This is a genomic window from Actinomycetospora chiangmaiensis DSM 45062 (genome assembly GCF_000379625.1).
GTDB lineage: Bacteria > Actinomycetota > Actinomycetes > Mycobacteriales > Pseudonocardiaceae > Actinomycetospora > Actinomycetospora chiangmaiensis.
This window is the reverse complement of record NZ_KB903219.1, coordinates 38,649-50,633: the sequence shown is the minus strand read 5'-3', so window position 1 is coordinate 50,633 and position 11,985 is coordinate 38,649. Positions and strand designations below refer to the sequence as shown.

The following is an 11,985-nucleotide window of genomic DNA, read 5'->3' as shown; positions in this document are numbered from 1 at the left end:
CGGCTCAGTCCTCGACGTCGTCGGCGAAGTCGAGCTCGTTGCGCTCGGCGGTGCGGGTGTAGAGCCAGCCCAGCACCAGCAGGAAGGGGAAGGCCAGCACGCCCAGCAGCACCCACGGCAGCGAGACGCCGAACACCACCGTCGTCGCGACCCGCGGCATCGTCAGGAAGACGACGGGCAGGACGCCGAGGACGATCACGGCGACCACCGCGAGGCGCGCGGCGAGCATGAGCTGCGAGCGCATGAGGTTGGACAGGAGCAGCTCACCGGTCGCGGTCTGCTGCTCGATCTCGGCGACCGTGCCGACGGCGCGGGTCGGCGAGCGCCGTTCTGCGAGCACGATGCGCTGCCGGGCGGGCGGCGGCGCGTCGATCCCGCCGACGTCCGGCCCGGGCTGCCAGCCGTAGAGCGGCTTCTTGTCCTCCGACGGCACCGTCTCCGAGGCCATCACGGCGGAGGCGGGGAACGTCGAGGCCAGCGGCAGACCCCGCACCGGGGTCGGGTCGATCTCGACGTCGGGCGGGGCGGCCGGCGTCGGGGGCCCCGCGGGGGGCCGCAGCGCGATCGGCGCGGCGACGGCGCCGTCCTCGGCCGGCGCGGCGTGCCGGGGGCGGTAGTCCGGGGGCGGGGTGTGCCCCGTGCCCTCGGACTCCGCCCGGGCGTGGCGACCCATGCGGCGGGCGACACCGGGCGGCACCGGGCCCGGGCTCGGACGCGGCGGGGCCGACGCGGCGCGCATCCGCACCCGCGCGATCGCCGGGCCGTCGACGGACGCGGCGGCGTGGTCGTCGCCGGTCGGTTCCGGCGGGTCGGCCGGGCCGGGGTCCTCGCCCCCGGTCCGGGTCCGCCCGTCGGTGGCGGTCATCGCCGGCCCCACGCCTGTTTCGTCGAGCGGACGAGCCGGTCCTTCAGCTCACGGGTGTGCCGGCGGCTGACCGGTAGCTCCGCGACCTCGCCGGGCTGGTTGCCGTTGCCCAGCCGCACGACGTAGCCCGACCCCGCGAGGCGCAGCTCGGTGATCAGCGGCAGCGCGACGAGGTAGGACCGGTGGATGCGCACGAACCCGGCGTCCGACCAGCGCTCCTCGAGCACCGAGAGCGGGATCCGCACCAGGTGGCTGCCCTCGGTGGTGTGGAGGCGGGCGTAGTCGCCCTGCGCCTCGACCCAGCGCACGGTGGAGCGCTGCACCAGCTTCGTCGTGCCGGCGAGCTCGACCGGGATCACCTCGTCGTCGCCCTCCTCCTCGACGGCGGGCTCGACGGGGACCGTCGTGCCGCGCGAGGCGAGGATGCGGGTGAGCGAGGCGTAGAGCCGCTCGGGGCGCAGCGGCTTGAGCAGGTAGTCCACGGCGCCGACGTCGAAGGCCTCGACCGCGCGGTCGTCGTGCGCGGTCACGAAGACCACCGACGGGGGGATGACGTAGCGCGAGAGGACCTGCGCGAGCTCCAGGCCGTCGAGCCCCGGCATCCGGATGTCGAGGAACAGCACGTCGACGTCCGACTGCTTGGCGGGTGAGGCCATGCCCTGCGGCGGGGTGCCGAACCCGCCCAGGTTGACCTGGTCGCCGCCGGTGAGGATGCGCAGCGCCGAGATGGAGTCGTTCGCCTTCAGCACCGTCGAGACGCGTTGATCCTGCTCGAGCAGGTAGGCGAGCTCCATGAGAGCGGGTTCCTCGTCGTCGACCGCGAGGACGACGAGGCCGTCGTTGTCGTTGGTAGTCACTGTCGCGCCATCCTGCCCAAGGGTCGGTCCCGCGTCCACGATAGGGACCCTGCCCGTGTCACCGTGCCCGGGTCGGCCCCGCGGCGCGCGGCGCTACCGGACCTGACGTACACCGTCACCCGATCGGATCACCCGGCCCGCGATCGGCCCCGGGATCGAGCGAGTCGCGCACCGAGCGCTCCGACTCCCGCCAGGCCGCCGTGCCCTCGGTGACCGCGCGGCGGACCGCGTCCAGCTGCCGGGCCAGGTCGTCCGCGGCGGGCACGGTGTCGGTGACGAGCAGCTCGCGGTACCAGGCGGCCATCTCGGCGTTCTCCTGCCCCGTGCCGGTGGCCAGCGGGTCCTCGGCCAGGCGCCGGAGCGCCTCACGGGCCTCCGCGACCGTGCGCTCCAGGTCGTCCACCCGGCCCGCGAACCGCTCCGCGTCGGCCGGGTCGAGCGCCGCGAACCCGCGCTCGGACGCGGGACCCGGACCGCTCATGTCGTGCTCCTCCCCGGCTCCACCAGCCACGCCTCGACCTCGGCCCGGGTCCCGGGGGACGCGGCGTCGTCCGGGACGAGCCGGGCCTGCGCCGGCGACGTCGTCCGACCTCGATCGTGCCGCAGTCGGTGGCGGCCGCGGGGCGAGTCGAGCCATGTGATGTGTGCATCTGCACGGTCGTCCGCCCAAGTCGCCCCGATCGGAGTAACGGCGACACCGAGTTGCGTCCAGGCCACGGTGTCCGCGAGGACCGCGTCGACGTCGAGTCGCCGGCGTTCCCGACGACGGGTCGCCACGGCCGTCTCGGGCGGCGGCACCTCGAGCGGCGGCCCGGGCGCGGGCGGCAGCCGGGGCAGCAGCGCCAGCACGGCGGCCGCGATCCCGCCGGGCGCCACGGGCCGGACCGTGACGTCCGCCCCGGCGTGGTCGGCCGAGGTGAGCAGCGCGCCGCCGCCCGGACCGGCGAGCGCGACCGCGGCGGTCGGGCCGCTCCCCCGTCGCACCAGGTCGACCTGACGCCGGGCGTCCCGGACCGCCGTGCCCACGGCGAGCAGGTCGGCCGCCGGCCCGGGTGCGAGCAGCCCCCGGCCCGCGAGCGCGTCCTCGGTCCGCGCGCGGGCGAGCACCGTCTCGTCCTCGGTGTCGGCGGGCCACGCCATGCCGGCGAGCGGGTAGGGCCAGTCCCCGGCCCCGCACTGCTCGAGCACCCAGAGCAGCTCGTGGCGCCGCAGCGTGATCACGGGTCCTCCCCCAGCACCGCGGGCACGACCCGCCGTCCCGCCGCGCCCCACCCCGCCGGGGCCGGGTCGACCAGCCACGAGACGTGGCGCACCGGCACCACGGGCTCCTCGGCGCCCGCGTCGGACGTCTCCGGCTCGTCGGGCGCCGAGGGCGCGGCGTCCGGCCCGAAGTCGGCCGCGCCGCGGCCCGGCCGGTGATCAGCGAACACCCTCGGTGGTCCGGGAGGCCCACCGAGCGCCGAGGGTGCTCGCTGGACGCGTCCGTCCGGACGGCGGATCGGTGCCGGTCCGGCTCCACGGGGCCCCGGCGCGCCCACCACCGTCGTGCTGCCGCCAGGGAGGCCGCCGACCTGCCCGCCCGTCGACGCCGCGGGCGCAGCACCCGGACCGGGCCCCCCGACCGACGACCCGGCCCCGACCCGCGCACCACCGCCGCCCGCACCACCCCTGGCCACACCACTCCCGGCCACACCACCACCGGCCACACCACGACCGGCCGCACCACCACCGGCCGCACCACCGCCCGGGGTGCCACCCGCCCCCACTCCACTCGCCGACACGCCGCCCCGCGCCGCCCGTCCGGCGGGACCGGCGACCGGCGCCGACGCCCCCCGCACGGGCACCTCGCGTCCGGCACCGGGCCGGACCGTCGCCGGACGCGCGCCCACACCCGACGTCGGGACGGGGTCCACGGCGCCGGCGGCCCGCTGCAGCACGCCGCTCGCGGCGCCCCGGGCGCCCACGGGGAGCGGCGGCCGTCCGCGGGCCGCGGCGCCCGGAGCCGGAGTCGGCCCGGCGCCCGCGGGCTCGACCGCACGGGCCGCCGTCGCGGTCTCCCCGAGGTACGCCCGGTAGGCCTCGCGCGCTGCAGCCTGGTCCGCGGCGGCCGACCGGAACCCTGCGTAGCCGTCCGCGGGATGACCGGTCACGAGGGCACGCAGTTCCTCGAGCACCGGCGTCACGCCCAGCGCGGGCAGCGCGGGCGGTCGCGGCGGACCGACCGCGGCCTGCACCCGGACGAGCGCGGCCCGCAGGCCGTCGATGCTCCGGGCCTGACCCCCGACGGTCCGCGCGAGCTGCTCCATCCGCTCCGCGAGGACGCGGGTGCGGGCGCCCGCGGCGTCGGCGTCGCGGCCCACCCAGGTCTCCCCGACCCCACGGTGCGCGGCCTGCAGCCGGTCGGCGGCCGCCCGGAGCTCGTCGGCCCGCGCGAGGTGGCGGTCGCGGGCGGCGGCGAGCGCCTCGGGGCTCGCGCCGTCCCGGGTCCAGCGGTGGATCTGCTCATGGCTGAGCCCGGACACGTCGCGTCCGTCCCAGCCGACCGACGGCATGTGACTCCGTCCTGTGAGCACTTTCCGTGCCTATAGCACCAGAAAGTGCTCACATGGCGAAGCCACCTACAGCCCGAACCGGCTCCACACCGCGCGGTGCTCCAGGTACTCGAGGGCACCGGCGATCGCGGCCGCCGGGTCGACGACCCCGGGCGTGGGGAAGCCGCCGAGCACGCCGACGCCGAGCCGGGCGAGCAGCGGGCGCCGCGGTTCCACCGTCACCGCCTCGGCGTCGGGGAAGCGCTCCTTCAGCACCTCGCGCGGCGTCCCGAGGCCGTCGATCAGGCCGAGCTCGAGGGCCTTGCGCCCGGTCCAGACCTCGCCGGTGAACAGCTCCGCCGTGGTGTCGAGGGCGTCGCCGCGGCGGCTGCGGACCCATTCGATGAACAGCTCGTGCAGCTCGGCCTGCATGCCGAGCAGCCACTCGACGTCCTCGGGCTTCTCCGGCTGGAACGGGTCGAGCCGGGCCTTGTTCTGACCGGCGGTGTGCAGCCGGCGCTCGATGCCGTAGCGCTCGATGAGCCCGGTGAGGCCGAACCCGCCGCTGACCACGCCGATCGAGCCCACCAGCGACGTCGGGCAGGCGAAGATCTCGTCCGCCGCGCAGGCGAGCCAGTAGCCTCCGGAGGCCGCGACGTCCTCGCAGAACGCGAGGACGGGCAGCTCGTGCTCGGCGGCCAGACCACGGATGCGGTCGGCGACGAGCTGCGACTGGGTGGGCGACCCACCCGGCGAGTTGACGACGAGGGCGACCGCCACCGCGTTCTCGGCCTCGAACGCCCGGGTGAGGGCCGACTCGACCGCCTGCAGGTTGATCACCGAGCGGGGCACCGGGCCGGAGGCCGAGGCGATGACGCCGCTGAGGCGGACGACCGACACGGTGCCACCGGAGACGCGCGAGGCGAGGGCGCCGGGCAGGACCGACGAGACCGCCGGCGGGAGCTTGAGGGCCGAGGGCAGGCGGAGGTCCATGACAGCCAGTTTGCCCTACCCGGTCAGACCCGGACGCCCGCCCGGAACTTCGGCACGCGGAGGCTGATCTTGGTCCCGGCGCCGCGCTCGGTCTCCACGACGAGGCCGTAGTCCGGTCCGAAGGCCGAGCGCATGCGGTCGTCGACGTTGCCGAGCCCCACGTGCGCGCCCGAGAGGTGGGCGTCGCGGTTGTCCTCCCGCAGCGCCTGCGGGTCCATGCCGACGCCGTTGTCCTCGACGGTGATGAGGCACTCGCTCGCCGAGTCCTCGGCGGTGAGGGTGACGGTGCCGCCCTCCACCTTGCCCGCCAGCCCGTGCCGGACCGCGTTCTCCACCAGCGGCTGCAGCGCGAGGAAGGGCAGCACCACCGAGAGGACCTCCGGTGCCACCTGGACCTTGACCGCCAGCCGGTTGCCGAAGCGCGCCCGCTCCAGCATGAGGTAGCGGTCGATGTTCTTGAGCTCCTCGGCGAGCGTCGTGTACTCGCCGGCCTGCCGGAACGAGTAGCGCGTGAAGTCCGCGAACTCCATGAGCAGCTCGCGGGCCCGCTCGGGGTCGGTGCGGATGAACGAGGCGACCGTGTTCAGCGCGTTGTAGATGAAGTGCGGCGAGATCTGGGCGCGCAGGGCACGCACCTCGGCGCGGTTGAGCCGGTCGCGCGAGTCGTCGAGGTCGGCCAGCTCGAGCTGGCTCGACACGTACCGGGCCACCTCCGCGGTCGCCCGCAGCAGCACCGGGCCCGGCGTCTCCCCGCTGACCGCGGCGAGCGTGCCCACCACGTTGCCGTCGACCTCGAGCGGGACGACGACGATGCCCTTGACCGGGCAGCGGTCGTCCCCGCACTCGATGTCGCGCCGGCTCGCCATCTGCTGGCGCCCGGTCTTCATCACCTTCTCGGCGTAGAACCGCACGTCGAGGTTGTGGTGCTCGGCCTCGCCGTCCCAGGCCAGCGGGATGCAGTCGGCCGCCGTCATCGACAGGGCCTCGGTGTCGAGCAGGGTGCGCAGGTAGGGCACGGCGAACTGGGCGGAGGACTCGGAGAGCCCCTCGCGCAGGGCCGGGGCCGCGAGCGACACGGTGTGCAACGTCGAGAACGTCGCCCGCTCGAGGGGGGAGGCGAAGGCGTGGCGGCGGCGGAACCGGCGGTAGACCACGAGCCCGACGACCACCAGCACGACCACCACGCCGAGGACGACGAGGACGGTCGGGGAGGTCAGCCAGGACACGGCGTCATCGTCTCCTCCGCCACCCCGTCAGAGCAACGAGCCACACGTTCCCGACGACGGGTGATCATCCGTTCGGCGGTATCCCTCACTTGACGAGGCGGGAGAGCCGCCGATCGGCCAGGGGTTTGCCGCCGGTCTGGCAGGTGGCGCAGTACTGGAACGAGCGTTCGGCGTAGGAGACCTCGCGCACCGTGTCGCCGCACACCGGGCACGGCAGCCCGGTCCGGGCGTGCACCCGCATCCCCGACCGCTTCTCCCCCTTGAGCAGGGCGGCGTCCTGGCCGACGGCGCGGTCCACCGCCTCGGTGAGCACCCCAATCATCGCCGCGTGCAGCCGGTCGACGGCCTCGGCGTCGAGCTTCCCCGCGATCGCGAACGGCGACAGTTTTGCGACGTGCAGGATCTCGTCGGAGTAGGCGTTGCCGATGCCCGCGATCGTCCGCTGGTCGGCCAGCAGCGTCTTGAGCCGCGTCGAGGCGCCCGCGAGGATCTCACCGAACTGCGCGCGCGAGAGGGTCAGTGCGTCCGGCCCCAGCGACGCGATCTGCGGGATCGTCGCGGGGTCGGTCACGACGTAGGCCGCGAGCCGCTTCTGCGTGCCCGCCTCGGTGAGGTCGAACCCGGGGCCGCCGACCGTCTCGAGGTGGACCCGCAGCTCCAGCGGGCCCTTGCCCGGCTTCGGCGGGGTGGTCGAGGCCTGCTCGTGCCAGCGCATCCAGCCCGCGCGGGAGAGGTGCACGACGAGGTGCAGCCCGTCGAGGTCGACGTCGAGGAACTTGCCGATCCGGCCCGCGCCGGTGACGAGCCGGCCGCTGAGCGCCGACAGAGGCGGGTCGAACGTCTTGAGCGCGGTCATGCTCGCGAGGTCGACCCGGGCGACGGGCCGGGCGATCGCGTGCGTGCGCAGGTGCTCGGCGAGCGCCTCCACCTCGGGCAGCTCGGGCACGGCGCCCCCTCTCCTACTGCGGCTGCAGCGGGCTGTTGGCCCGGGCCGGCGTGCCCCGCCGCTGCAGCGTCCGGATGGCCTGCTTGTACTCGGCGCGCGCCTCGGTGCGGCCGCGGACGTACCCGCTCCACGCCTCGCCGCCGCCGCCGCTGTCGTCGTCCGGCCAGCGCCCGCCCTCGACCATGAGGCGACGGGGGCGGCGCAGCGCCCAGCGCACCGGGAAGAAGCCGGCGACGCCCAGCAGGATCAGCACGATCCACCACGGCACGCTGACCGCCGAGACCTGGAACTTCCAGGCGATGAGGGCGAACCAGAGCAGGCCGAGCACGACGATGATGCCGATGACGGCCCGCCGGCCGCCCTCCTTCTCGTGCTCGAAGTGCTCCGAGCGGTCGCTCCACATGATCTTGATGCTCACGAGCCACTCACGCCCGTCGACGCCGGTGACCGGTCTCGCACTCACGCGGCCAGCTTACGGCCGGTCGGCCCCCGTGGGTCGGTGCCGATCCAGGAAGTCCTCGACGACGGGGCCGAGTTCGCCGGGGCGGGTGAGCAGCCCGAGGTGGCCGCCGCGGTGCAGGTGCACCTCGCCGCGCGGGAGCAGCGATCCCATGACGTGCGCGTTGACGATCGGGATGACCGGGTCCTTGCGGCCCGCGAGGACGAGCGTCGGCGCGGAGATGAACGGCAGCACCGGCAGGCTCGTCCACGTCGTCAGCGCGAACAGCTGGTGCAGGTAGGCCCGCGCCCGGACCGGCTGCACGCGGGAGAACAGCGCGTCGACGGCGTCCGGGTCCTCCCCGACGTAGATCTCCCGGCCGGCGTCCCGGCGGTAGGACGGGTCGTTGTAGCGGCGCGGCGTGAGCATCCTCGCCAGCACCCCGATCCGCGCGGGCACCATCATCACGCCCGTGCCGGTGGACACCAGCGCGAGGCTCCCGGTGCGCCGCGGGTACTGCAGGGCGAACTGCTGCACGATGCCGCCGCCCCACGAGAGCCCCAGCAGGTCGACCACCCGGTGCGAGCGGCCGGTCAGCCCGTCGAGCTGGTCGAGCAGGTCCGCGAGGAGCGTGGTCAGCGCGGCCATCGGCAGCGGCACCGGCGAGAGCTGCGACCCCCCGATGCCGGGGACGTCGAACCGGATGACCTCCCGCCGGGGGTCGAGGGTCTCGGCGAGCGGCGCCAGCAGTTCGAGGCTGGCGCCGATCCCGTTGACCAGCACGAGGGGGCGGGGCGCCGGGGCGCCCGACGGGTCCGGGGCCGCCGGCCGGACCGCGACCCGCAGGCGTCGACCCGCGACGGACAGCGTCCGCTCGAAGGGCTCGGGCACCGCGGCGTCGGGGGCGGGGCGTGGGACGGTGGCGGTCATCGGGTGACTCCCTCCGGCCTCCGGGGCGCGGCCCCGTCGGCGGTGTGGTGCGCGGCGGGGCGATCGGCGGCCCGACCGTCGGTGTAGCTGCGGTACACCGCGATCAGTGCCTCCTTCTGCCCCTGCGTGAGGCGGGGGTCGGCGCGGACCGCCCGCTCGACGTCGGGGTCGGCGGACGGCCGCTCCCCGCGGGTGGATCCCGCCTGCTCGCGGACGAGGCCGGCCTGTTCCAGCAGGGTCTCCGCGGACAGGTCGAGGGCGTCGGCGATCGCCTGCAGCACGCGGACGGACGGCACGTGCAGCCCGCGCTCGACCTGGCTCAGGTACGGGTTGGAGATGTGGGAGAGCGCCGAGAGCTGGCGCAGCGACAACCGCGCCAGGCGGCGCTGGTCACGGATGAAGCCGCCCAGCGCACGGCGCTGGGCGTCCCACACCGAGTCCGGCGCGGCGCCCGGCGGGCGGCCCGCCGGACCCGTCGGCGACGACACGGCGGGGCGGTCAGCGCGTCCGGAACGCGGACATCGCGCCGAGCACCTGGTGGGCGGCCGAGCGCTGCATCTCGAGCAGGGCGATGCCCGTGTCGTAGGCCCGGTCGACGAACTCCCCGGCCGACGGCAGCCCGCCGGGCAGCGACCCGGTGCCGACGCGACGCGTGGCGTCGTCGGCGCCGGAGAGCGCGGCGGTCCACAGCTCGGTGACCCCGCTGGTCAGCTCGGTCATCATCTGCTGGCCCCGGGCCACGGCGTCGGCCACCTGGTCGGTGACGTTCCCGGTGGGTGCAGTGCCGTTCGAGGTCGACATCCTCGGCTCCTCTCCTGCGACGGCGCCGGTCTGCTCGACCGGCCGATCAGCCGCTCAGGATACCGAGCACGGCGCCGTGTGTCAGGGATGCGGGAGTGAGGCGAGGATCGCGCCCCGTCGGCGGTCGACGTCGAGCAGGCACTCCGGACAGTCGCACCGGGCCTGCGGCGAGGTGAGCAGGAGGTCCAGCCGCAGGAACGCGGTGTCGTACCGCGGCCCGACGGCGTCGTCGACGAACCGGCGCAGCGCGACGGAGGCCGACCGGACGCGGTGGTCGGAGGGGTGCTGATCCATGGGGGCAACCGTTCGGAGGCGATCAAGGCGGGAGCACGTTGCGTTCCCCGCACCGCCGTCGCGCTCTACGCAACACCGTGCCTGCGCGACCCGACGTCGTCAAGCCGCGTCACGGCGCGGCCGCCCGATCGTCACGTGCCGTTGACGTCGCGTGTCCGGACCGACCGCGAGGGCCACACCACGCAGGCCGAGCCGCGCCCCGGGCTGCCCCACGGCGCTGCCGGAGGGACCGGACCCGGACACACGTCGGGGCGGGGGGTCACGATCGACACCCCCGCCCCGGCGTGCACCGATCAGCTCGTGCCGAGCACGTACTCCCCGGGGGCGTCGCCGAGCACCGGGTGCGCGTCGCTGCCCACCGGCGGCGGCGTCCGCATCCCGCCCGCGTGCTCGCCGATCCACTCGCTCCAGGTCTCCCACCAGGAGCCCTTGACCTCCGTCGCCCGGGCCCGCCAGGCGTCCGGCCCCGGCGCATCGGCACCCGTGGCGCCGACGGTACCCACCCAGTGCTTGGCCTTCGGGCTGGGCGGGTTGACGACACCGGCGATGTGACCCGCCGTCGAGAGGACGAAGGTGACGTCGCCGCCGAGGAGCTCGGTGGAGGTGAAGGAGGTCCGCCACGGCGCGATGTGGTCGTTCTCCGCGGCGACGATGAACGTGTCCGCCTGCACCGCCTTGAGCGAGAGCGGCTCGCCGTCGATCTCCAGCTCGCCCTTCGACAGCTCGTTGTCGATGTAGAAGTGCCGGAGGTAGAAGGAGTGCATCGCCGCCGGCATGCGCGTGGAGTCGGTGTTCCACGCGAGGATGTCGAAGGCGGGGGGCGTCTTGCCCTCCAGCCAGTTCGGCCCGATGTAGTTGAAGATCAGGTCGTTCGCGCGGAGCAGGTCGAACGTCGTCGCCATCGACTCGGCCGGGAGGTAGCCCGACTGCTCCATCGACTTCTCGAGCCGCGCGGTGATCTCCGGGCTCACGAAGGACGAGATGGGCCCGACCTCGGAGTAGTCGAGCATCGTGTTGAGCATCGTCAGCGAGTTGACCCGGTCGTCCCCCCGCTCCGCGCACCGCGTGGTCAGCAGCGCGGCCATGAGCCCGCCGAGGCAGAGACCCATGAGGTTGACCTTGTCGGCGCCGGTGATCTCCTGGACCACGTCGAGCGCCGTGGCCGGGCCGAGCTCGAGGTAGTCGGCGAACGTCGTCGTCGCCATCGAGCTGTCCGGGTTCCGGTAGCTGATCATGAAGACCGTGTGGCCGTGCTGGACCGCCCACTCGACGAGGCTGCGCTCCGGCGCGAGGTCCATGACGTAGTACTTGTTGATCCACGGCGGGCTGCACAGCAGCGGGATCTCGTGGACCTCGTCGGTCTGCGCCTCGAACTGCACGAGCTCCATGAGGCGGTTGCGGTAGACGACCTTGCCCGGGGTCGCCGCCAGTTCCTTGCCGACGCGCAGGTTCGTCTTGTCGACCTGGCGCGGCTTGCCGTTGTTCGTGGCGACGTCGTCCAGCAGGTTGCGCAGGCCGGCGACGACGCTCGACCCCCCGGTCTCGAACGCCCGCTTGAGGGCGGACGGGTTGCCGGGCAGCACGTTGGTCGGCGAGACGACGCCGCCCACCAGGCTCATCAGCATGTGCGCGCGCTCGGCGGCCTCCTCGTCGAGCGAGGCCGCCCCGACGAGGTCCTCGAGCAGCGCGACCAGGGCGAGGTACTCCTGGCGCAGCGCCCAGTACGCGGGGTTCTCCACCCACGTCGTGTCCTTGAAGCGCCCGTCCTTGCTCGTCGGCACCGGCTCGGTCGAGGGATCGTTCTCGACGGTGCCCCCGGCGAGACCCCGCAGTGCGCGTCCCGCGGCCGCGGCACCGATCCGGGCGGAGAGCGCGGCGAACGACGATGCGGCGCGCCCCACCTCCCCGGGATGGGTGGCCCAGCCCTGGGCGAGCTGCACGACCGTGCGGCCCATCAGGGACGGGTCGGTCCGGGCGAGGACCGCGTCGGGGACGACGCGCTCCATCGCGGTGGCGATGTCGGGGGCACGCAGCGCGGGGGGCGCGCTGCGCTCGAGGTCGCTGTTGGCGGCCATGCCTTCTCTCCTTGCCGGGAGGTCCCGC

The 11,985-nt window shown here is 74.7% G+C and carries 14 protein-coding genes; all 14 read right to left on the bottom strand.

Annotated features, from left to right (window positions below):
- Positions 1–4 precede the first annotated feature (4 nt).
- Complete coding sequence (locus A3CO_RS38965) at positions 5–865, bottom strand: hypothetical protein (RefSeq protein ID WP_211214415.1); 861 nt, start codon at positions 863–865, stop codon at positions 5–7.
- Positions 862–1,722, bottom strand: a complete 861-nt coding sequence (locus A3CO_RS0107795) for a LytR/AlgR family response regulator transcription factor (protein ID WP_018331683.1) — start codon at positions 1,720–1,722, stop codon at positions 862–864. The genes A3CO_RS38965 and A3CO_RS0107795 overlap by 4 nt, the downstream gene beginning before the upstream one ends.
- A 115-nt stretch (positions 1,723–1,837) precedes the next feature.
- Positions 1,838–2,203 carry a hypothetical protein gene (locus tag A3CO_RS0107790; protein WP_018331682.1) on the bottom strand — a complete coding sequence of 122 codons (366 nt, stop codon included), beginning with the start codon at positions 2,201–2,203 and terminating at the stop codon, positions 1,838–1,840.
- Complete coding sequence (locus A3CO_RS0107785) at positions 2,200–2,943, bottom strand: ESX secretion-associated protein EspG (RefSeq protein WP_018331681.1); 744 nt, start codon at positions 2,941–2,943, stop codon at positions 2,200–2,202. The genes A3CO_RS0107790 and A3CO_RS0107785 overlap by 4 nt, the downstream gene beginning before the upstream one ends.
- Positions 2,940–4,244: a hypothetical protein gene (locus A3CO_RS35460; RefSeq protein ID WP_157647187.1), complete on the bottom strand. Its 1,305-nt coding sequence runs from the start codon at positions 4,242–4,244 to the stop codon at positions 2,940–2,942. The genes A3CO_RS0107785 and A3CO_RS35460 overlap by 4 nt, the downstream gene beginning before the upstream one ends.
- A 96-nt stretch (positions 4,245–4,340) precedes the next feature.
- Positions 4,341–5,246 carry a S49 family peptidase gene (locus A3CO_RS0107775; RefSeq protein ID WP_018331680.1) on the bottom strand — a complete coding sequence of 302 codons (906 nt, stop codon included), beginning with the start codon at positions 5,244–5,246 and terminating at the stop codon, positions 4,341–4,343.
- 23 nt (positions 5,247–5,269) lie between these two features.
- Complete coding sequence (locus A3CO_RS0107770; RefSeq protein ID WP_018331679.1) at positions 5,270–6,472, bottom strand: histidine kinase; 1,203 nt, start codon at positions 6,470–6,472, stop codon at positions 5,270–5,272.
- Between the two features lie 85 nt (positions 6,473–6,557).
- Complete coding sequence (locus A3CO_RS0107765; RefSeq protein ID WP_018331678.1) at positions 6,558–7,418, bottom strand: Fpg/Nei family DNA glycosylase; 861 nt, start codon at positions 7,416–7,418, stop codon at positions 6,558–6,560.
- A 13-nt stretch (positions 7,419–7,431) separates the two neighbouring features.
- The gene (locus A3CO_RS0107760) at positions 7,432–7,881 is read right to left on the bottom strand and encodes a hypothetical protein (RefSeq protein ID WP_018331677.1); all 450 of its coding nucleotides are present in this window, start codon (positions 7,879–7,881) and stop codon (positions 7,432–7,434) included.
- A gap of 9 nt (positions 7,882–7,890) precedes the next feature.
- Positions 7,891–8,787: an alpha/beta fold hydrolase gene (locus tag A3CO_RS30720; RefSeq protein ID WP_018331676.1), complete on the bottom strand. Its 897-nt coding sequence runs from the start codon at positions 8,785–8,787 to the stop codon at positions 7,891–7,893.
- Positions 8,784–9,275: a helix-turn-helix domain-containing protein gene (locus A3CO_RS30715; RefSeq protein WP_018331675.1), complete on the bottom strand. Its 492-nt coding sequence runs from the start codon at positions 9,273–9,275 to the stop codon at positions 8,784–8,786. Before A3CO_RS30715 ends, A3CO_RS30720 begins: the two co-directional genes overlap by 4 nt.
- Positions 9,276–9,285: 10 nt before the next feature.
- Positions 9,286–9,588, bottom strand: coding sequence for a hypothetical protein (locus tag A3CO_RS0107745; RefSeq protein ID WP_018331674.1), 303 nt, complete (start codon positions 9,586–9,588; stop codon positions 9,286–9,288).
- 81 nt (positions 9,589–9,669) lie between these two features.
- The gene (locus A3CO_RS0107740) at positions 9,670–9,882 is read right to left on the bottom strand and encodes a hypothetical protein (RefSeq protein WP_018331673.1); all 213 of its coding nucleotides are present in this window, start codon (positions 9,880–9,882) and stop codon (positions 9,670–9,672) included.
- Between the two features lie 293 nt (positions 9,883–10,175).
- Positions 10,176–11,957 carry a PHA/PHB synthase family protein gene (locus A3CO_RS0107735; protein ID WP_018331672.1) on the bottom strand — a complete coding sequence of 594 codons (1,782 nt, stop codon included), beginning with the start codon at positions 11,955–11,957 and terminating at the stop codon, positions 10,176–10,178.
- Positions 11,958–11,985 lie beyond the last annotated feature (28 nt).

What these genes read in the sequence shown, in the direction of transcription:
- A3CO_RS30720 (WP_018331676.1), bottom strand. Translation starts at nt 8,787, where the DNA reads ATGACCGCCACCGTCCCACGCCCCGCCCCCGACGCCGCGGTGCCCGAG.
- A3CO_RS0107775 (WP_018331680.1), bottom strand. Translation starts at nt 5,246, where the DNA reads ATGGACCTCCGCCTGCCCTCGGCCCTCAAGCTCCCGCCGGCGGTCTCG.
- A3CO_RS0107740 (WP_018331673.1), bottom strand. Translation starts at nt 9,882, where the DNA reads ATGGATCAGCACCCCTCCGACCACCGCGTCCGGTCGGCCTCCGTCGCG.
- A3CO_RS0107790 (WP_018331682.1), bottom strand. Translation starts at nt 2,203, where the DNA reads ATGAGCGGTCCGGGTCCCGCGTCCGAGCGCGGGTTCGCGGCGCTCGAC.
- A3CO_RS38965 (WP_211214415.1), bottom strand. Translation starts at nt 865, where the DNA reads ATGACCGCCACCGACGGGCGGACCCGGACCGGGGGCGAGGACCCCGGC.
- A3CO_RS0107735 (WP_018331672.1), bottom strand. Translation starts at nt 11,957, where the DNA reads ATGGCCGCCAACAGCGACCTCGAGCGCAGCGCGCCCCCCGCGCTGCGT.
- A3CO_RS0107745 (WP_018331674.1), bottom strand. Translation starts at nt 9,588, where the DNA reads ATGTCGACCTCGAACGGCACTGCACCCACCGGGAACGTCACCGACCAG.